Origin of the sequence: Pseudomonas sp. 2FG, from assembly GCF_005502935.1 — a bacterium.
Taxonomy (GTDB): Bacteria; Pseudomonadota; Gammaproteobacteria; order Pseudomonadales; family Pseudomonadaceae; genus Aquipseudomonas.
The window spans coordinates 59,270-78,840 of the sequence record NZ_SCMP01000007.1; the positions used below are offsets into that span (position 1 = coordinate 59,270).

Here is a 19,571-nt window from a genome sequence, read left to right on the forward strand (position 1 = left end):
AGGAGATATAAAATGGCTTCGGATTTGGATAGCCTGACAAATGATCAAGCGGTTCAAGTGAACAATATTGTTGATATTGGGAACGAGCTTGGTCTAGACAATATTTTGATTGAGGTCGCGATTCTTATTGCAAACGCGGAGTCGGATTTTAATCCTGATGCAGCGGCCGGCACGACCACCGCATCGGGCTTGTTTCAGTACACAAACGATGGCTGGGAGACAGCATGGAATAGATATGTCAGAGATAATCCAGATGATTCATTAGCTGATCAAACGGCTGCAGCAATGAGGAGTAACACAGAAGCTCAGACCAGAGCATTCTATAACGAATTACAAATTTATAACGATGGCTTCCCAGCCGTAATTAATCCCGCTTGGCAAGATGAAGTAGATCAGTTAGTTTCTGAAGGCTATAGCCCGAACACTGATATTAGGCAATATGCCTATCTTCGACATAATACTAACCTCGCTCAGACTCGTCATATTTATGACACTGCAATGGAGCAAGATTTTTATGACGGAGCGAGTGATTTGCGGGGGCAGCTCACTGATGTTGTTCCTACCCCCCCAACCCCGGAGCCCGGAGGAGGTACTCCACCTGGCCCGGTCATAACAGGCCCGACGCCCCCGTCTCCTGACACGGTCATAACCGACCCGACGCCCCCGTCCCCTGACACAGGCATATCAGACCCAGCGCCTCCTTCAGATCCGACAGTTCCACCAGACCAACCCGATTTAACGGGTCCCACACGCTTGTATGACGGCACGTTCAATGAGGATGGGACACCGCATTATCAAGATATTATTAAAGACCCTCTACCTACACCTCCGGGTGGTGGTGGTGGTGGTGGTGGTGGTGGAAGCGATAATGGTGGCGGAAACACCTCCCCGACCCCGCCACCAGCGTCAATCCCCTATGTCAATACTCCCACAAGCTGTGAGCCCATAATCAATGAGCTTCAAAACGATTTAAATAACGCCAAAACAACGGTATCACCGCTTATCCTCGACCTTGACGGCGATGGAGTTGAAACCATTAGCAAAACCGCCGGAATTCACTTCGATCACGACGGTAATGGCTTTTCCGAAACCACCGGCTGGGTCGACAAGGACGATGGTTTGCTGGTTTGGGATCGCAATGGCAATGGTCAGATAGATGACGGTAGTGAGCTGTTCGGTAACTACTCCATCCTTGCTAATGACCTGCGCGCAGCCAATGGCTTTGTGGCCTTGGCCGATCTGGACAGTAACCATGATGGCAAAGTCGATGCCAGCGATGCGGCCTTTAGTCAGTTGCGCGTGTGGAAGGACGGTGACAGTGATGCCAAGTTGGATGCGGGCGAGTTGCTTAGCCTCAGCGAAGTCAATGTTGGCAGTCTAAATACCGCTTATGCCAGTCAGAACCAGACCGATGCACAGGGCAATCAGGTACTGCAAACCGGCACCTACACCGATGCCGACGGCGTGAGCCACAGCATGAACGACGTTTGGTTTAGTGTGGATAAGGCGCGCACGCAAAATCTCAATCAAGTCGCAGTCAGTACCGAAATTGCTGCTCTGCCAGAGGTGGCGGGCTTTGGCAACGTAACTAGCCTGCGCCAAGCCATGGCGCAAGACAGTAGCGGGCATTTACAAGTACTTATTAACCAGTTCGGCCAAGCAACCGACGCGACGGCCCGTGAGGCCTTGCTTAATGAAATTTTGTTTGCTTGGACCGGGGCCAATCAGTACACCGCAAGCAGTCGCGGCGGCTACATCGCCGATGGCCGCAAGCTGTATGCGCTCGAAGCCTTTATGGGTGAAACATTTACTCAGGGGTTCGGCACCAATGCGGGGTTGCACAACCCAGGGCCGAATGCTGGCGGAGTATTGATGCAGGCGTATGACAAGCTGGCGAATTATGTTTCGTCCCAACTGATGGCGCAGACACACTTCAAGGGTTTTTACGACAGCCTGCAACTTACTTGGGATAGCGCAACCTCATCCTACGTGCTGGATGTCAGTGTGTTGGTTAGCAAGTTTCAAGCAGCTTATGAGACGGATCAACCAAACGCCATTCTTACTATTCGTGAATTCGCTACCAATTTAAGTGCCAACGGTTCATCGGGTGCAGAAATTCGGGAAGCATTAATAAGCAAAGGCAATATTAATGCTCAAGGTTTCTTATTCACGTTGGCCACCCTTGCTATGGTTGAACGCACTGGAGACGACAGTGCCAACACCCTAAGCAGTGATGCTGGGGTGAGCACAATTTTTTTCGGTAGAGCGGGCAGCGACACGTTGAATGGCAACAGCGGCGCTGACGTTCTCGATGGCGGCATTGGCAACGATGTACTGAACGGAGGCGCCGGAACCGACACCTACCTGTTGGCTGTTGGTTCCGGGATCGATCGCATCAGCGACTATGACACCACCGTCGGCAACACCGACGTGGCGCAGTTCGGCGATGTGGCGTCCACGGCCATTACTTCACTGGAGCGCAAGGGCAATGATCTAGTGCTCAAGTACGGCAGCAGTGACCAAGTCAGCGTGGCCAACTACTTCAGCGCTGTCGGTTACCAGGTCGAGCAGTTCAAGTTCAGCGATGGCGTCACCTGGGATCAGGCGGCTATCAAGGCCCGCGTACTCACTATCGGCGACGCCGCTGCGAACAGCATCAATGGCTACGACGATGGCAGTAACCGTATTTATGGTTTGGACGGCAACGACAACCTGAGCGGTGGCTTGCAGGATGACCGCCTCGAAGGCGACAACGGCAATGACACCCTTAGCGGCGACGCGGGTGCCGACAGCCTATTGGGCGGTGCCGACAACGATACCCTCACCGGTGGCGCAGGTAATGACACGCTCGAGGGCGGTACTGGCAACGATGCACTGAACGACGCTGTCGGCAACGACACCTACCTGTTTGCCACTGGCTCAGGGATCGACCGCATCAGCGACTCCGACGCCACCGTCGGCAACACCGACGTATTGCAGTTTAGCGATGTGGCGTCCACGGCCATTACTTCACTGGAGCGCAAGGGCAATGATCTAGTGCTCAAGTACGGCAGCAGTGACCAAGTCAGCGTGGCCAACTACTTCAGTAACGCCGTCTGCCAAGTTGAGCAGTTCAAGTTCAGCGACGGCGTCACCTGGGATCAGGCAGCCATCAAGGCCCGTGTACTCACTATCGGCGACGCCGCTGCGAACACCCTCAATGGCTACGACGATGGCAGTAACCGCATCTACGGCCTGGATGGCAACGACAACTTGAGTGGTGGCTTGCAGGCCGACCGCCTCGAAGGCGACAACGGCAATGACACCCTTAGCGGCGACGCGGGTGCCGACAGCCTGTTGGGCGGTGCCGACAACGATACCCTCACCGGTGGCGCAGGTAATGACACGCTCGACGGCGGCACTGGTAACGACCTGCTGAACGACGCTGTCGGTAACGACACCTATCTGCTGGCCACTGGCTCGGGGATCGACCGCATCAGCGACTATGACACCACCGTCGGCAACACCGACGTGGCGCAGTTCGGCGATGTGGCGTCCACGGCCATTACTTCACTGGAGCGCAAGGGCAATGATCTAGTGCTCAAGTACGGCAGCAGTGACCAAGTCAGCGTGGCCAACTACTTCAGCGCTGTCGGTTACCAGGTCGAGCAGTTCAAGTTCAGCGATGGCGTCACCTGGGATCAGGCGGCTATCAAGGCCCGCGTGATCACCGTTGGCGATGCCAACGCCAACAGCATCAGCGGCTACAACGATGGCAGCAACCGCATCTACGGCCTGGAGGGCAACGACAACCTGAGCGGTGGCTTGCAGGCTGACCTCCTCGATGGTGGCGCTGGGAACGACACGCTGAACGGCGGCGCAGGTAATGACACTCTCGACGGCGGTACTGGCAACGACACTCTGAACGACGCTGCCGGTAACGACACCTACCTGTTCGCCAGCGGTTCGGGGATCGACCGCATCAGCGACTATGACACCACCGTCGGCAACACCGACGTGGTGCAGTTCGGCGATGTGGCGTCCACGGCCATTACTTCACTGGAGCGTAAAGGTGTCGACCTGGTGCTGAAATACGGTAGCAGTGACCAAGTCAGCGTGGCCAACTACTTCAGCGCTGTCGGCTACCAAGTCGAGCAGTTCAAGTTCAGCGACGGCGTCACCTGGGATCAAGCAGCCATCAAGGCCCGAGTGATCACCGTTGGCGATGCCAACGCCAACAGCATCAGCGGCTATAACGATGGCGGCAACCGCATCTACGGTTTGGACGGCAACGACAACCTGACCGGTGGCTTGCAGGCTGACCTCCTCGATGGTGGCGCTGGGAACGACACTCTGAACGGCGGCGCAGGTAATGACACTCTCGACGGCGGCACTGGCAACGATGCACTGAACGACGCTGCCGGTAACGACACCTACCTGTTTGCTACCGGTTCGGGGATCGATCGCGTCAGCGACTACGACACCACCGTCGGCAACACCGACGTGGTGCAGTTCGGCGATGTGGCGTCCACGGCCATTACTTCACTGGAGCGCAAGGGCAATGATCTAGTGCTCAAGTACGGCAGCAGTGACCAAGTCAGCGTGGCCAACTACTTCAGTAACGTCGGCTACCAAGTCGAGCAGTTCAAGTTCAGCGATGGCGTCACCTGGGATCAGGCAACCATCAAGGCGCGCGTGATCACCGTTGGCGATGCCAACGCCAACAGCATCAGCGGGTACAACGATGGCAGCAATCGTATCTACGGTTTGGACGGCAACGACAACCTGACCGGTGGCTTGCAGGCTGACCTCCTCGATGGTGGCGCTGGGAACGACACTCTGAACGGCGGCGCAGGGAACGACACTCTCGACGGCGGCACTGGCAACGATGCACTGAACGACGCTGCCGGTAACGATACTTACCTGTTTGCTACGGGTTCGGGGATCGATCGCGTCAGCGACTACGACACCACCGTCGGCAACACCGACGTGGTGCAGTTCGGCGATGTGGCGTCCACGGCCATTACTTCACTGGAGCGTAAGGGCGCCGACCTGGTGCTCAAGTACGGCAGCAGTGACCAAGTCAGCGTGGCCAACTACTTCAGTAACGTCGGCTACCAAGTCGAGCAGTTCAAGTTCAGCGATGGCGTCACCTGGGATCAGGCGGCTATCAAGGCCCGCGTGATCACCGTTGGCGATGCCAACGCCAACAGCATCAGCGGCTACAACGATGGCAGCAACCGCATTTACGGTTTGGACGGCAACGACAACCTGAGCGGTGGCTTGCAGGCTGACCTCCTCGATGGTGGCGCTGGCAACGACACGCTGAACGGCGGCGCAGGGAACGATACTCTCGACGGTGGCATTGGCAACGATGTACTGAACGGCAGCACGGGAAGCGACACTTATCAGTTCGCCGCGGGGGCGGGCGTAGATCGCATCAGCGACTACGACACCATCGTCGGCAACACGGACAAGCTGTCCTTGGGTAGCGATGTAGCCCCTGATCAGCTGTGGTTCCGCCGCACCGGTTCGGACCTGGAAGTCAGCATCATCGGCACCACCGACAAGGTATCGATCAGCAACTGGTACTCAGGCAGCGCTTACCATGTCGAACAGTTTAAAACCTCTGACGGGAAGACTCTTCTGGACAGTCAGGTGCAAAACTTGGTCGACACCATGGCCTCCTTTGGGGTGCCGGCAGGTGGTGAAGGCAACCTTACGACGAGTCAGCGCGATCAGCTGAATGTGGTTATTGCCAGCAACTGGCAATAACACTCAGAAGTAAACAGGCCGGGGCAGCCCTAATGGGGTACCCCGGCCTTTTTTTGTTTAACACATTATTAGTGAGTCGGTCCTGCTAAGGTGCATGCTTTTGAGAGGCCGCTTCTGGCCGATTGCCGCCTATCACGCCAAGCCACAAGTCCTAGGATCGACGCTCAATCGCCCTGGCTCCCGCCAACGAAGAATTACCCCGCGCCAGCGTAGCCTTCGCAATAGAGCGCCATCCAGTCGGCACCCCCACAACCAAATAAGCCCGCGCCAGGCGCCGCGGAAAAACCTAAAATAGCCGCAACCCTTATTCCGCCCCCGCAATCAGAGCGCTCGCTCGAGGCCCCCGTCATGTCAGTCGACTCCCTGCCCGCCACCACCACGAACGCTCAGCGTGCGCAGTTTCTGGCGCGGCTGGAAACCAGCCTCACGCAGAACACCTTCGTCAAACTGGTGCTGGCCAAATACCGTGGCGACGAGGTGGATCTGCAGCGCGTGGTCGCGCGCCTGGTCACGGTCCGCGAGCAGCCGTGCCTGTCCTTTGTCTACAACTACAAGACCCGCGACATCACCAAGAACCTGCCGGTAACTGAGGCCCTTGCCTGCATTGCCGACTTGCTGCCTGCGGCGTTCAAGAATGCCCACCTGCTGTCGCTGACCGATGAGATCCAGTTGGTGTTCGGCAAGAAGGACAAGAGCAGTCTGTTTGTCGGCCAGGCCGTGCAGCGTGAGGCGCCCAGCGCCGAACACAACCGCGAGAAGAAGCGCTTTCTCGAGCTGAACCGGCCGTTTCTGGCGGATCTGGGGGTGACCACCGCCAAGCATGAATTGATCCCGGCGATGGCGCGCAAGTGGAAGCAGATCAACAAGTTCATCGAGGTGTTTTCCCACGCCCTGAGCGCCTCGCCCCTGCGCCAGGATCAAGCCATCCATGCCGCCGACTTCGGCTCGGGCAAAGGCTATTTGACCTTCGCCATGCACGACTACCTGCGCAGCAGCCTGGGGCTGAACGCGACGGTTACCGGGGTGGAGTTGCGCCAGGACATGGTCAAGCTGTGCAACGCCGCCGCCGCGCGCCTGGAGCAGCCGGGCCTGTCCTTTCAGCACGGCGATGTGCGCACCTATACGCCCGCGGCCATCGACATCATGATCGCCCTGCACGCCTGCGATGTGGCCACCGATTACGCGATCCATCTGGGCATCCGCAGCGGCGCCGCCATCATCATGTGTTCGCCCTGCTGCCATAAGCAAATACGCCCACAGATGCACAGCCCGGCGCTGCTGCGGCCCATGCTGCAATACGGCGTACACCTGGGGCAGGAGGCGGAGATGGTCACCGACAGCCTACGCGCCTTGTTGCTGGAAGCCTGCGGTTATGACACCAAGGTGTTCGAGTTCGTGTCACTGGAGCACACCAACAAGAACAAGATGATCCTCGCGGTGAAACGCGCCGAGCCGGTTAACCCGGCCGAGCTGCTGGAGAAGATCCAGGGGATCAAGAGCTTCTACGGCATCGACGAGCATTGCCTGGAAACGCTGTTGAAGGCCGACGGCCGTCTTTAACGCAGGCCGAGAGGTTGTTACCGGGTCGTCCACCCATGGCTAGGCAGACCACCGTTTGCCGGCCGCCCATGGCGAAATCGGCCGATTATTTGGCCATTTTCAAATTGCGCTGTAACAAAGCCGGCGTAGCCCTCTCTACATGGCTAGGCGAGCGACATGGCCCCGGTACGATCGACGCGGCATTGCAGCCATTGCGGTCTAGGCTGCGTAGAAGTACCCGGCACGTTCGATATAAGCCTGGACTCCACCACCCATCCCTGAAAAGAGAACACATGATGAAAACCACTTCCACCAGCACCCTTCAAGCGGCAGCCCTAGCACTGGCTCTGGGCAGCGCACTGACCATCGCCGCCGCGCCGCTCACCGCTCAGGCCGCCGACACCGAGAAATGCTTCGGCGTGGCGCTCAAAGGCAAGAACGATTGCGCCGCGGGTGCTGGCACCACCTGTGCCGGCACCGCGAAAAAGGACCATCAGGGCAACGCCTGGAAGCTGGTGCCCAAGGGCACTTGCGAGAAGACCGCCGTGCCAACTTCGCCGACCGGTTTCGGCCAGCTCCAGGCCTACAAGGAAAAGGCCTGATCGCCCCAGGCCCTGGTTGATGACGAAGTGTGCAGACGATGAAGTTTGATTCGCCGTCCCTCGCCGCGCAGCGCGCTGCACCCGCGTGCGCGGCCAGCCTGCCCGCACGCGCCGGGCTGGGGCTCAAGCCCCAGCATTTTCGGGAAATACTCGAGACCGCGGCCGACATCGGCTTCTTTGAAATACATGCGGAGAATTACATGGTGGCAGGCGGCCCCTTCCACCACTTCCTCGGCCTGATCCGCGCCCGCTACCCGCTGTCGCTGCACGGTGTGGGCCTGTCCATCGGTGCCGAAGGGCCGCTCGATGAAAGCCATCTGGATCGTCTCGCCGCACTTATCGAGCGCTATGAGCCCCAAGCGTTTTCCGAACACCTGGCCTGGTCCAGCCATGGCGAGCTGTTTCTCAACGACCTGCTGCCCGTCGCGTACGACGAGGCCACGCTGAGCCGCGTCTGCGAGCATATCGACCGGGTGCAGACCCGCCTGCAACGCCCCATGCTGCTGGAGAACCCGGCCACCTACGTCGAGTTTGCCCACTCGAGCATGGATGAGGCGGCCTTTATCGCCGAGATAGTCCGGCGCAGCGGTTGCGGCCTGCTGCTCGACGTCAACAACGCCTATGTGTCCAGCATCAATCACCACCGCGATGCGCTCGCCTACATCCGTGCCCTGCCCTTGAGCGCCGTGGCCGAGATTCATTTGGCCGGTTTCGCCGAGGATATCGATGGCGCCGGCGACCGCCTGCTGATCGATAGCCACGGCGCCGCGGTCGATAGCGCGGTGTGGGCACTCTATGCGCAGGTGCTGCAGCTGATCGGCCCGACACCAACGCTGATCGAGCGCGACAACCAGGTGCCGGCCCTGGAGGTGCTGCTCGCCGAGGCGCACCAGGCCGAACGCCTGCTGCACGACCCGCTGGCGAATCGGCCGCAGGCCCTGGCATGAACACTCAGTCCGCCTTCGCCGCCGCCCTGCTCGACCCCGCCCGGCCCTGCCCGAACGGCCTGACAACCTGGAACGGCTCGGACCCGGCCAGCCGCTTCGCGGTCTATCGCAACAACCTGTTCAATTCGCTGATCGACGCGCTGGCGGACAGCTATCCGGTGGTCCACGAACTGGTGGGTGAGGCGTTCTTTCGCGCCATGGCCCATGCCTACGTGCAGGCCCAGCCGCCCCGCTCGCGCCTCCTGGTCCGTTATGGCGAGCACTTTGCGCCCTTCATCGAGCGCTTCGAGCCCGCCCGCAGCCTGCCCTACCTGGCCGACGTGGCGCGCCTCGAAGCCCTGCGCGTGCAGGCCTACCATGCCGCCGACCGCGCGCCATTGGCGGTGCAGGAGATCGCCGCCGCGCTGGCCGAGCCGGAATGCCTGGGCGAACTGCGGTTCCAGCTGCACCCCTCGCTCGGCGTGCTCGGTTCGGCCTTTGCGGTGGTTTCGCTGTGGGCGGCCCATCAGGGCGAGCTGGCGCTCGAGAGCGTCGACCCGCTGCAGCCGGAATACGCCCTGGTGCTGCGCAGCGAGCTGCAGGTGCTGGTGCTCGCCGTGCCGCCCGGCAGCGCGCAGTTCATCCGCTGCCTGCAACAGGGCATGACGCTGGGTCACGCCGCCGAACAGGCACAAGCCGCCGAGGCCGCCTTCGACCTGAGCGCCTGCCTGGCCCTGCTGATCCGCGCGGGCGCCATCAGCCATTTGCACCAGCCTCTCCAGACCAGCACAAGGCCACCGCTATGAACGCTCCTGCACGGCTCGCAACCGCCGCATTTCCCGCCCGCCTGATCGGCAGGCTCATCGACCTGTGCCAGGCTATCCCGCACAGCCTGATCGCCTTCCTCGGACGCTTTTCCATCGCCGCGGTGTTCTGGAAATCCGGGCAGACCAAGATCGAAGGCCTGGCCATCGACCTGGTGTCCGGGACCTTCGAGCTGGGCGTGCCGCGGCTGGCCGATTCGACCATTCCGTTGTTTAGCAGTGAGTACCAGCTGCCCCTGGTCTCACCCGAACTGGCGGCGCACCTCGCGGCGTTCGGCGAGCACCTGTTCCCCGTGCTGATCCTGCTCGGCTTCGCCACACGCTTCTCGGCGCTGGCCCTGTTCGGTATGACGCTGACGATCCAGCTGTTCGTCTACCCGGACGCCTACCCGACCCACGGCACCTGGGCCGCCGTACTCCTCTACCTGGTCGCCCGCGGGCCCGGAGCCCTGTCTATCGACCACCTGATCGCCAAGCACTACCGCTAGCCTGCTCGCTCCTACAAGAGCGAAGGTACTGGAGGCAGGTCCGCTCCGCCCCTAAAGGCCATCCAGCGCCCGTCGGCTCTGCTCGAACCAGGCCAGCAGATAATCCGCCAGCACCTGAGTCCGCTTGGGCAACCCGCTCTGGTAGGGATGCACCAGAAACACCGGGGTGCTACGGGTCTGGTAATCGCGCAGCAGCCAGACCAGGCTGCCGTTCGCCAGTTCCTTGTGCAGCAGGTAGGACGGCAGGCGGGCGATGCCGGCGCCGGCCAGCGCGGCCTTCTTCAGCAGGCTGTAGTGATTGCTCGCCAAGGGCCCCGTCACCCGCACCCGCGACAGTTCGTGCTGGCGGTGGTACAGCCACTCCTCAGGGCCGCTGTAGTGACTGTTCAGCAAACAGACATGGGTACTCAGGTCCTCTGGCAGCGCGGGCTCGCCGTGTCGCTGCAGATAGCTCGGGCTGGCGCAGGTCAGCTCCTGCATGGCGAACAACGGCCGCGCCACCAGCCGATCATCCGCCTGCAAACCGGAGCGAATCGCCAGATCGAAACCCTCAGCCACCAGGTCGCGGTAGGTATTGCTCAGCTCCAATTCAATACGTATCTCGGGGTAGAGCCTGGAGAAATCCAACTGCAGCGCATCGAAGAAGGTTTCACCGAGGGACACCGGCACCGTGATCCGCACCGTGCCGGCCACCTCATCCTTGAGCCGCGCCAGGGTCTGCCGTGCGCGCATGGCCTGGGCGGTCAGCGCCTGGGCTTCCGGCAGCAGCGCGGCGCCGGCGGCGGTCAGGGAAAGCCGGCGCGTGGTGCGGTGCAGCAGGGTCATGCCCAGCCCTTGCTCCAGCAGGCGGATACGCTTGGACAGCTGCCCCTTGCTGCAACCCAGGCGCTCGGCGGCGCGGGTAAAGCTGCCGACCTCGAGCAGCGTGGCAAAGGCGGCCAGATCATCCATCTCGCTCAAGACTGTTTCCTATTGAGAACCAAAGGTTTCTGATTAGCCGGATTATCGGCGACAAATCGCACTCTACACTGAACCTGTAGTGATCACTTTATCCAGGAGCACGTCCATGAGAGTCCTTTTGATCGGCGCCAGCGGCACCATCGGCAGAGCTATCGACCACGAGCTGAAAGACCGCCACGAAATCGTTCGGGTCGGCCACTCCAGCGGCGACTACCAGGTGAATATCACCGACAGCCGGTCCATTCGCGCCCTCTTCGAGAAAGTCGGCCCCTTCGATGCGCTGGTCAGCGCCGTCGGCAAGCTGCACTTCGGCGCGCTGGCAGAAATGACCGAGAAGGAATACGCCATCGGTCTCAAAGACAAGCTGATGGGCCAGGTCAACCTGCTGCTGATCGGCCGTGAATTCATCAATGATGACGGCTCCTTCACCCTGACCTCCGGCATCCTCAGCGAGGACCCGATCCGCGCCGGTAGTTCGGCGAGCATGGTCAACGCCGCCGTCAACGGCTTCGTCCGGGGCGCCGCGATCGAGCTACCGCGCGGCCTGCGGGTGAATGCGGTGAGCCCGAATGTGCTGGTCGAGTCGATGGGCAGCTATGGGCCATTCTTCCGCGGCTTCAAACCGGTGCCGGCGGCGGAGGTGGCGCTGGCTTACGCAAAAAGCGTGGAAGGTGCCCAGACCGGACAGGTCTACCGCGTCGGCTGATCGGCTCATGCGCTCGCCGGCATAACAGACCGGCGAGCGAGCGGGCGGCCGACGATCGACCCGCACGCGAAAGCCATCTTCGCGCGCTGGCGCCGCGTAGACACCTTTGCACCGGATCATCTGCCGCTCCACCCTTGTGATCGTCTATCCGCGTGGGTAACGTGGCCGCACTTGCCAGGAGACCCACGATGCGTGCTGCCCGTCCCTTATTGTTTGCCTTACTACCGCTGCTCGCCAGTTGCCAAATGTTCGGCGAGCAACCGACCACGCCAACGGCCAGCGTGGTGCGTCTGCAAGGTGAGCTAAGCGTCAGCGCCGGTCAGCTGTTGTTGCGCCCCTGCCAGGAACAACGCCGCTTCGTGATCAACGACAGCGGCCACACCGGCCTGCTGCAAGAAGCGGCGGCGTTGCTGGATGGCGGCAAGGGCCCGCTGTTCGCCGACCTGCGCGGCAGCCTGGGCAGCAGCCAAGTGGTCGGCGCCGATGGCCAACTGAGCCTCAGCCAACTGTATCGCGTGCAACGCGAAGGGCGGGGTTGCGACGATCCCAACTTCAAACACCTGACCCTGCGCGCCAGCGGCCATGAGCCCGACTGGCGCCTGAGTGTCAGCGGCAAAGGCCTGGTGCTCGAACGCCCAGGCCAAGAAGCCCTGGCCCTGCCCTACCTGGAAGAGCAACTGCCGGACGGCCGCTTCAACCTCACCAGCGAAGCCAATGGCCAACGCCTGGAGCTCTGGGTGGCCCCGCAGCGCTGCGCCGACGGCATGAGCGGCGCGGTGCAGCACCTGTTTGCCGAGCTGCGCCTGAATGGCAAAACTCAACGCGGCTGTGCCTACTACGGCGGCGCACGCAACGACTGAAGGGCGCATGGCCCGCTCCTACAGGTTTTGCGTTTTTCCAATGCTGAAACCGAGACCTTTTGCCACAGTTCCAAGCGCAGCCTGACGCCGAGCCGCCTAAGCTGAGAGCAACACCACCGCAGGAGACACCCTATGCTGCGTATTGCTCTCAATGGTTATGGCCGTATCGGCCGCGCAGTTTTACGCGCCCTATTCGAACGGGGCTTGGAACACAAAATTCGTATCGAAGCGATCAACGATCTGGGCGATCAGCAGACTCTGGCGCACTTGACCCGCTTCGACTCCACCTTCGGTCGCTTCCCCGGCCATGTCAGCCTGATCGATGAACATCTGTTGGTGAACGGTCAGCCGATCAAGCTGCTACAGGAACGCGATCCGGTCAATCTACCTTGGGCCCAGCTTCGTGTGGATGTGGTGCTGGAGTGCTCCGGTAAGCTGAAAAAACGCGCCCAGGTGGAACACCATCTCAGCGCCGGCGCCCCCCGGGTATTGCTCTCGCACCCCTTGGAAAGCGCCGATCTCACCGTGGTCTACGGGGTCAATCATGACCTCCTGGGTAGCCAGCAAATCGTCTCCAATGCCTCCTGCACCACCAACTGCCTGGCGCCGCTGGCCATGGTGCTGCACCAGACGGTCGGCATCCGCCAGGGTCTGATCAACACGGTGCACGCTTACACCAACGACCAGAGCCTGCTGGATAAGGCGCATGGCGATCTCTATCGCTCTCGCGCCGCGGCGCTGTCGATGATCCCCACCAGTACCGGCGCGGCCAAGACCATCGGCCTGGTCTTACCGGAATTGGCGGGGCGCCTCGATGGCCTGTCCGTCCGTGTGCCAACGCCAGACGTCTCGCTGCTCGACCTGACCTTCAGCGCCGAACGGCCAACCACCCGCGACGCGGTCAATGCCGCGCTGCAACAAGGCGCGGCGCAACTGCCCGGCGGCGTGATGGAATGCAACGCGCTCCCGCTGGTGTCCAGCGATTTCAGCGGTTACCCAGTCTCCTGCGTGGTCGACCTCAGCCACACCCATGTGCAGGGCGAGCTGGTCAAGGTGCTGGCCTGGTACGACAACGAGTGGGCTTTCGCCAACCGTATGCTGGATGTGGTGCTGGCCTGGCTGAAGCCTTGAGCCTGTTAGCCGACAGCCTGGCCCCGACGGCTGATCAATCACGGGTATAATCGCCGCCTCGTGAAAAGCTGCCGGGTTGCCTCCGGCCCTGATACTGGACTGCCTCATGTTACGCATCACCGAACTCAAGCTGCCGATCGATCACCCGGAAGAGGCCTTGCGCCCCGCCATCCTGCAGCGCCTGGGCATCGCCGACAGCGACCTGCTGGACTTCAGCCTGTTCAAGCGCAGCTACGACGCCCGCAAGAAATCCGCCGAGCTGTGCTTTATCTACACCATCGACCTGTCGGTGCCAGATGAAGCCGCGCTGCTGGCCAAGTTCAGCGATGACCGGCATGTCAACGTCGCCCCCGACACCGCTTACAAGCCCGTCGGCCAGGCGCCTGTGGAGTTGGCCAACCGGCCGCTGGTGGTCGGGTTCGGCCCCTGCGGGATTTTTGCCGCGCTGCTGCTGGCGCAGATGGGGTTCCGACCGATCGTCCTCGAGCGCGGCAAAGAGGTGCGCCAGCGCACCAAAGACACTTGGGGCCTGTGGCGCAAGAGCGTGCTGAACCCGGAATCGAACGTGCAGTTTGGCGAGGGCGGCGCCGGCACCTTCTCCGACGGCAAGCTCTACAGCCAGATCAAGGACCCGAAGCACCTCGGCCGCAAGGTGTTGCATGAGTTCGTCAAAGCCGGCGCGCCGGAAGAGATTCTCTACGTCAACAAACCGCACATCGGCACCTTCCGCCTGACCGGCGTGGTCGAGCACATGCGCCAGCAGATCGAGGCGCTGGGCGGCGAAATCCGCTTCGAGCAGCGGGTCACCGATGTGCTGATCGAAGACGGTCAGCTACGCGGCGTGGAACTGGCCAGCGGCGAGCAGATTCGCAGTGAGCATGTGGTGCTCGCCCTCGGCCACAGCGCCCGCGACACCTTCCGCATGCTGCACAGCCGCGGCGTGTACCTGGAGGCCAAGCCGTTCTCGGTGGGCTTTCGCATCGAACACCCGCAATCGCTGATCGATCGGGCACGCCTGGGCAAGTTCGCCGGCCACCCGAAACTCGGCGCCGCCGATTACAAGTTGGTCCATCACGCGAAGAATGGGCGCTCGGTCTACAGCTTCTGCATGTGCCCGGGCGGCACTGTGGTGGCGGCCACCTCGGAACCGAATCGAGTGGTCACCAACGGCATGAGTCAGTACTCGCGCAACGAGCGCAACGCCAACGCCGGCATCGTCGTCGGCATCACCCCGGACGTGGATTATCCGGGTGGACCATTGGCTGGGGTCGAGTTGCAGGAGCGTCTGGAGTCCCACGCCTTCGTCCTCGGCGGCAGCACCTATGCGGCGCCTGGGCAGTTGGTCGGCGACTTTATCGCCGGCAAAGCGACCACCGCACTGGGCAGCGTCGAGCCTTCGTACAAGCCCGGCGTGCACCTGGTCGACCTGGCCACGGCACTGCCGAGCTTTGCCATCGAGGCGATCCGCGAGGCACTGCCGGCGTTCGACAAACAGATCAAAGGCTTCGCCATGCACGACGCGGTGCTGACCGGCATCGAGACTCGCACCTCCTCGCCGCTGCGAATCACCCGCGGCGAAGATTTGCAGAGCCTCAACGTCAGAGGCCTGTTCCCCGCCGGAGAAGGCGCCGGCTATGCCGGCGGGATTCTCTCGGCCGGGGTCGACGGGATTCGCGTGGCCGAAGCGCTGGCGCGCAATATCCTCGGCCTCAGCGATGACGCTTAACGCTACCAAGGGCGCTTAGAGTCCGGCCTGCAGCACGCTTGCAGGCAGCGGATCACCACGCTCGGCGCAGGCCGCCACGGCCTCGATCAAGGGCTGCAACTCGAAGCCCTGAGCCTGCAACCAGGCTTGGTCGTAGTAGGTGGTGGCATAGCGCTCACCGCCATCGCAGAGAATCGCCACCACCGCCCCCTGCTCTCCCGCCGCGACCATGCGCCGGGCGACCAGCAGTGCGCCGATCAGATTGGTCCCGCTGGAGCCGCCGACCCGGCGCCCCAGGCGCTGCGCCAGATAGTGCATGGCCGCCAGCGACAGCGCGTCCGGCACCTTGCACATGGCGTCGATCACCTGCGGCAGGAACGACGCCTCGACCCGGGGCCGGCCGATGCCTTCGATCCGCGAGCCCCAGTCCAGGCGCAAGCTGGCATCGCCGCTCCGGTAGTAATCGAAGAACACCGAACGCTCGGCATCGGCGCACAGCACGCGGGTCGCATGCTGGCGGTAACGCACATAGCGGCCCAGGGTGGCGGTGGTGCCGCCGGTGCCGGGGCTGGAAACCAACCAGCTCGGTTCGGGGAAACGCTCGAAGCGCAACTGCTGGAAGATCGACTCGGCGATGTTGTTGTTGGCCCGCCAGTCGGTCGCCCGCTCGGCATAGGTAAACTGATCCATGAAGTGCCCACCGCTCTCCTGCGCCAGCCGCTCGGACTCGGCGTAGATCTGCGTCGGGTCCTCGACCAGATGGCTCTGGCCGCCATAGAAGGCGATCTGGGCGATCTTCTCCTGGGAGGTCGTCGCGGGCATCACCGCGATAAACGGCAGCCCCAGCAGGCGCGCAAAATACGCCTCGGAGATCGCCGTCGAGCCGCTGGACGCCTCGATCACCGGCGCCCCGGGCTTCAGCCAGCCATTACACAAGGCATACAGGAACAACGAGCGGGCCAGGCGATGCTTGAGGCTGCCGGTCGGGTGACTGGACTCGTCCTTGAAATACAGCTCGACGCCCGGCAAGCCGGGCAGATCGAGGGGAATCAGATGGGTATCGGCGCTGCGCTGAAAATCCGCCTCGATGATCCGAATCGCCTCACGCGCCCACTGCCGTGCCTCACTCATCACTGACCCCTCAATCGAGAATGCCGGCGGGCGCCGGCGGCGTACTGCGCCACTGACTGAGCGCCACGCCAACGAAGACCAAGCCGGCCGCCAGCACTTGCCCAGGACTCAGGCGCTCGCCGAGAAACACCGTGGCCAGCAGCAGGGTGAACACCGGAATCAGGTTGATGAAGCCGGACGCCTGACTCGCCGGCAGGCGGCTGACCCCGAAGTTGTACAGGCCATAAGCGCCGACCGTGACGACCACGCCCAGGTAGATCACCGCGCCCCAGCCGAGGCTGCTGATCTCGCCCGGAACAGCGGCGCTCACGGCCGCCAGTGGCAAGAAGAACAGTGCGCCGATAAAGGCTTGCAGGGCGGTCAGGAAGAAGGCCGAGTAACGCGCCGACAGGTGTTTGAGTAACAAGGTGTAGCCGGTGGCGCAAAGCATGGCCAGCAATTCGAAGAAATTGCCTAGTAGCGGCGCCGGCGCGTGCTCATCCGCCTCGCCCGCCAGGCTCAGCCAGACGGCCCCCAGCACGGCCAGGAGAAAGCCGGCCAAGGTGGTGCGGCTGATCCGCTCGCGCAGCAACAAGAAGGCGCCCACCGCCACCAGCAGCGGCAACAGCGCAGTGATCATCCCCGCCTGCGAGGCACTGGTACGCTGCAACGCCAAGGCCTCGAAGATGAAGTACAGACACGGCTCGCACGCCGCCAGACCGAGCAGATACTGCCAATCCCCGGCACGGTAGTCGATGCGCCCGCGCCACCGCCAGGCCAGGAGAAACACCAGGCTACCGAGCGCCATGCGGCCAAAAATCACCCACATGGGCGAGATCTCCTGGAAGGCCAGCTTCAATGCAATGAAGGAGCTGCCCCACAAGGCCATGGCCAAAACCAAACATCCCCAGGCCAGAGCCTGGCCTTCGCGCTGCTGCATGCCACACCTCCCCAGTAAGGTCGCCAGTATAGGAAGCGGCCCAGCACCCGCACAGTTACAGTGAAGCGGCTATCCTCCCTGCAACTGTTCCGTTGCCGGCTGAACCTTGGCTGAACGGGGCCTGAACACCCTTCATATATAACTTAAACGAATATAATTTTTGTTTTATGAAACAGCTTAGCGGGGTAGGGTTAGCCTCCCCAGACTCATACCAGGAGACCGATTTTGTCTTTGCGTAGCGCCCTCACCCGCTTCTTCCAGCTTGAAGCTGCCAGCGGCCTGTTGTTGATCGCTGCTGCCCTGCTGGCGCTGAGCATCAACAACTCGCCCTTGGCGTTCCTCTATAACGGCCTGCTCGACACACCGGTGGTGGCTCAAGTCGGTGCGCTGAAAATCGCCAAACCTCTGCTGCTGTGGATCAACGATGGCCTGATGGCGCTGTTCTTCCTGATCATTGGCCTGGAGGTCAAACGCGAGGTGCTGGAGGGCCATCTGGCGCAGCCTTCGCAGATAGTCTTGCCAGGTGCCGCCGCCATCGGCGGGATGGTCGTGCCGGCGCTGATCTACTGGGCACTGAATCGTGAAAACCCGGCGGCTATCAGTGGCTGGGCGATTCCGATGGCCACCGATATCGCCTTCGCCCTCGGTGTGCTGGCCTTGCTCGGCAAACGCGTACCGGTCTCGCTGAAACTGTTTCTGATGACCCTGGCAATCATCGATGACCTCGGCGCCATCATCGTCATCGCGCTGTTCTACTCCAACGAATTGTCGACCTTGTCGCTGATCCTGGCCGCCACCTTCCTGGCCATCCTGGTACTGATGAATCGGCTAGGCGTGCGCACACTCGGGCCCTATCTGGTGATCGGCCTGTTCCTCTGGATCTGCGTACTGAAAAGCGGCGTGCATGCGACGCTGGCCGGGGTGGCGCTGGCCTTTACCATTCCGCTGCGCCCCAGCAAAGGCGAGCATTCACCGCTGCTGACCTTGGAACATGGGCTGCAGCCGTGGGTGGCGTTCGGCATTCTGCCGCTGTTCGCCTTTGCCAACGCCGGCGTGCCGCTGGCCGGGCTGAGCCTCGACAGCTTTATGCACCCGGTACCCCTGGGGATTGCTGCCGGCTTGCTGCTGGGTAAAACCCTTGGCGTGTTCGGCCTGACCTGGCTGGCGGTAAAGATCCGCATTGCCAAGCTGCCCACGGGCGCCAACTGGGGTCAGGTGCTCGGCGTCGCGGTTCTCTGCGGCATCGGCTTCACCATGAGCTTGTTCGTCGGCTCGCTAGCCTTTGCGCCAGGCGTCAGCGAATACGTCGGGATGGATCGGGTCGGTATCCTGACCGGATCATTCCTGGCAGCCGTGCTCGGCTATGCCATCACCGCCATGGCCAGCCGCAGGACGAGCTAAACCGCAGGCAGAAAAAAGCCGGCCCCCAGCGGCTGTGAAAAGGGCCGGCTTTTTCGTTCAGAGCGAACGCTTAGTGAGCAACGCGACTGGTGCCGTTGACGCTCATGATGCGTACTCGGTCGCCGACGCGGAAGACTTCATTCTCCTGCACGCCCTGCACATAGGCACGCATGGTGCCGTCGTCTTCACGCACGGTGATTTCCACGCCCTGGGTGCGAGTGAAACCCTCTTCGGTGGCAGCGCCCAGCAAGCCGCCCGCCACCGCCCCAATCACCGCCGCCACCGCGCTGCCACGGCCATGGCCTATGGTACTGCCGCCAATCCCGCCTACCACCGCACCGGCGCCAGCTCCGATGGGGGTTTTCGAGCCTTCGATCTTCACCGGACGCAGGGACTCGATGGTGCCCATGCGCACGGTTTGCACGGTACGCGCTTCGTCACGCGAGTAAGAGTCGCCCGTCAAGCTGGACTGGCAACCGCCCAAGGCCAGCGCCACTGCGGTGAACGAAGCGGTCAACAGAACAGACTTACGCATAGCATTTCTCCCGAAAGATCAGATACCCCATTAGACTCCGCAGCGCCCTGCACTGTCACGACAGACGTAATAAAAATCCATTTCATTCAG

Annotated in this window: 15 protein-coding genes; 11 read left to right on the plus strand and 4 right to left on the minus strand. The window is 61.8% G+C overall.

Translation table 11 applies throughout. The features are described from left to right. The first annotated feature begins 12 nt into the window (after positions 1-12). The 6 genes from FFS13_RS09085 (at position 13) to FFS13_RS09110 (ending at position 10,133) form a co-directional block, all read left to right on the plus strand. Positions 13-5,754: a calcium-binding protein gene (locus FFS13_RS09085; protein WP_137818782.1), complete on the plus strand. Its 5,742-nt coding sequence runs from the start codon at positions 13-15 to the stop codon at positions 5,752-5,754. A gap of 348 nt (positions 5,755-6,102) precedes the next feature. After that, positions 6,103-7,314 carry an SAM-dependent methyltransferase gene (locus FFS13_RS09090; RefSeq protein ID WP_137818783.1) on the plus strand — a complete coding sequence of 404 codons (1,212 nt, stop codon included), beginning with the start codon at positions 6,103-6,105 and terminating at the stop codon, positions 7,312-7,314. Positions 7,315-7,589: 275 nt separating this feature from the next. Next, positions 7,590-7,895, plus strand: coding sequence for a DUF2282 domain-containing protein (locus tag FFS13_RS09095; protein WP_137818784.1), 306 nt, complete (start codon positions 7,590-7,592; stop codon positions 7,893-7,895). A gap of 38 nt (positions 7,896-7,933) precedes the next feature. After that, on the plus strand, positions 7,934-8,842 hold the full coding sequence (locus FFS13_RS09100; protein WP_137818785.1) for a DUF692 domain-containing protein: 909 nt from the start codon (positions 7,934-7,936) through the stop codon (positions 8,840-8,842). Further along, on the plus strand, positions 8,839-9,627 hold the full coding sequence (locus FFS13_RS09105; protein WP_137818786.1) for a DUF2063 domain-containing protein: 789 nt from the start codon (positions 8,839-8,841) through the stop codon (positions 9,625-9,627). Before FFS13_RS09100 ends, FFS13_RS09105 begins: the two co-directional genes overlap by 4 nt. Next, the gene (locus FFS13_RS09110; RefSeq protein WP_137818787.1) at positions 9,624-10,133 is read left to right on the plus strand and encodes a DoxX family protein; all 510 of its coding nucleotides are present in this window, start codon (positions 9,624-9,626) and stop codon (positions 10,131-10,133) included. The genes FFS13_RS09105 and FFS13_RS09110 overlap by 4 nt, the downstream gene beginning before the upstream one ends. Before the next feature lie 51 nt (positions 10,134-10,184). On the opposite strand, the gene FFS13_RS09115 is transcribed toward FFS13_RS09110, so the two are convergent. Further along, entirely contained in the window at positions 10,185-11,093 is a 909-nt protein-coding gene (locus FFS13_RS09115) for a LysR family transcriptional regulator (protein WP_137818788.1), read from the minus strand. Positions 11,094-11,199: 106 nt separating this feature from the next. Here FFS13_RS09115 and FFS13_RS09120 point away from each other — a divergent pair, with 106 nt between their 5' ends. From FFS13_RS09120 to FFS13_RS09135, 4 genes are all read left to right on the plus strand, one after another. Further along, the gene (locus tag FFS13_RS09120; protein ID WP_137818789.1) at positions 11,200-11,799 is read left to right on the plus strand and encodes a short chain dehydrogenase; all 600 of its coding nucleotides are present in this window, start codon (positions 11,200-11,202) and stop codon (positions 11,797-11,799) included. 188 nt (positions 11,800-11,987) lie between these two features. Further along, positions 11,988-12,659, plus strand: coding sequence for a COG3650 family protein (locus FFS13_RS09125; protein WP_137818790.1), 672 nt, complete (start codon positions 11,988-11,990; stop codon positions 12,657-12,659). Between the two features lie 132 nt (positions 12,660-12,791). Beyond that, positions 12,792-13,790: a type I glyceraldehyde-3-phosphate dehydrogenase gene (gap, locus tag FFS13_RS09130; protein WP_137818791.1), complete on the plus strand. Its 999-nt coding sequence runs from the start codon at positions 12,792-12,794 to the stop codon at positions 13,788-13,790. 106 nt (positions 13,791-13,896) lie between these two features. Then, positions 13,897-15,516, plus strand: a complete 1,620-nt coding sequence (locus tag FFS13_RS09135) for an NAD(P)/FAD-dependent oxidoreductase (protein ID WP_137818792.1) — start codon at positions 13,897-13,899, stop codon at positions 15,514-15,516. A 15-nt stretch (positions 15,517-15,531) separates the two neighbouring features. Here FFS13_RS09135 and FFS13_RS09140 read toward each other — a convergent pair whose 3' ends face one another. Further along, positions 15,532-16,626, minus strand: a complete 1,095-nt coding sequence (locus FFS13_RS09140; protein ID WP_137818793.1) for a PLP-dependent cysteine synthase family protein — start codon at positions 16,624-16,626, stop codon at positions 15,532-15,534. Between the two features lie 10 nt (positions 16,627-16,636). Then, complete coding sequence (locus tag FFS13_RS09145; RefSeq protein ID WP_256657358.1) at positions 16,637-17,545, minus strand: DMT family transporter; 909 nt, start codon at positions 17,543-17,545, stop codon at positions 16,637-16,639. 225 nt (positions 17,546-17,770) lie between these two features. Here FFS13_RS09145 and nhaA point away from each other — a divergent pair, with 225 nt between their 5' ends. Next, positions 17,771-18,946 (plus strand): Na+/H+ antiporter NhaA, encoded by a 1,176-nt coding sequence (gene nhaA, locus FFS13_RS09150; RefSeq protein WP_137818794.1) that lies wholly within the window; start codon positions 17,771-17,773, stop codon positions 18,944-18,946. 70 nt (positions 18,947-19,016) lie between these two features. Here the strand turns inward: nhaA and FFS13_RS09155 are convergent, their stop codons facing one another. Then, positions 19,017-19,481 (minus strand): glycine zipper 2TM domain-containing protein, encoded by a 465-nt coding sequence (locus FFS13_RS09155; protein ID WP_137818795.1) that lies wholly within the window; start codon positions 19,479-19,481, stop codon positions 19,017-19,019. Positions 19,482-19,571 lie beyond the last annotated feature (90 nt).

Bases quoted from the DNA above. Each gene is read 5' to 3' on its own strand.
- FFS13_RS09105 (WP_137818786.1), top strand. From the start codon at position 8,839: ATGAACACTCAGTCCGCCTTCGCCGCCGCCCTGCTCGACCCCGCCCGG.
- FFS13_RS09145 (WP_256657358.1), bottom strand. From the start codon at position 17,545: ATGCAGCAGCGCGAAGGCCAGGCTCTGGCCTGGGGATGTTTGGTTTTG.
- FFS13_RS09100 (WP_137818785.1), top strand. From the start codon at position 7,934: ATGAAGTTTGATTCGCCGTCCCTCGCCGCGCAGCGCGCTGCACCCGCG.
- FFS13_RS09135 (WP_137818792.1), top strand. From the start codon at position 13,897: ATGTTACGCATCACCGAACTCAAGCTGCCGATCGATCACCCGGAAGAG.
- FFS13_RS09155 (WP_137818795.1), bottom strand. From the start codon at position 19,481: ATGCGTAAGTCTGTTCTGTTGACCGCTTCGTTCACCGCAGTGGCGCTG.
- FFS13_RS09095 (WP_137818784.1), top strand. From the start codon at position 7,590: ATGAAAACCACTTCCACCAGCACCCTTCAAGCGGCAGCCCTAGCACTG.
- FFS13_RS09120 (WP_137818789.1), top strand. From the start codon at position 11,200: ATGAGAGTCCTTTTGATCGGCGCCAGCGGCACCATCGGCAGAGCTATC.
- FFS13_RS09140 (WP_137818793.1), bottom strand. From the start codon at position 16,626: ATGAGTGAGGCACGGCAGTGGGCGCGTGAGGCGATTCGGATCATCGAG.
- FFS13_RS09125 (WP_137818790.1), top strand. From the start codon at position 11,988: ATGCGTGCTGCCCGTCCCTTATTGTTTGCCTTACTACCGCTGCTCGCC.
- FFS13_RS09090 (WP_137818783.1), top strand. From the start codon at position 6,103: ATGTCAGTCGACTCCCTGCCCGCCACCACCACGAACGCTCAGCGTGCG.
- FFS13_RS09085 (WP_137818782.1), top strand. From the start codon at position 13: ATGGCTTCGGATTTGGATAGCCTGACAAATGATCAAGCGGTTCAAGTG.
- gap (WP_137818791.1), top strand. From the start codon at position 12,792: ATGCTGCGTATTGCTCTCAATGGTTATGGCCGTATCGGCCGCGCAGTT.
- FFS13_RS09110 (WP_137818787.1), top strand. From the start codon at position 9,624: ATGAACGCTCCTGCACGGCTCGCAACCGCCGCATTTCCCGCCCGCCTG.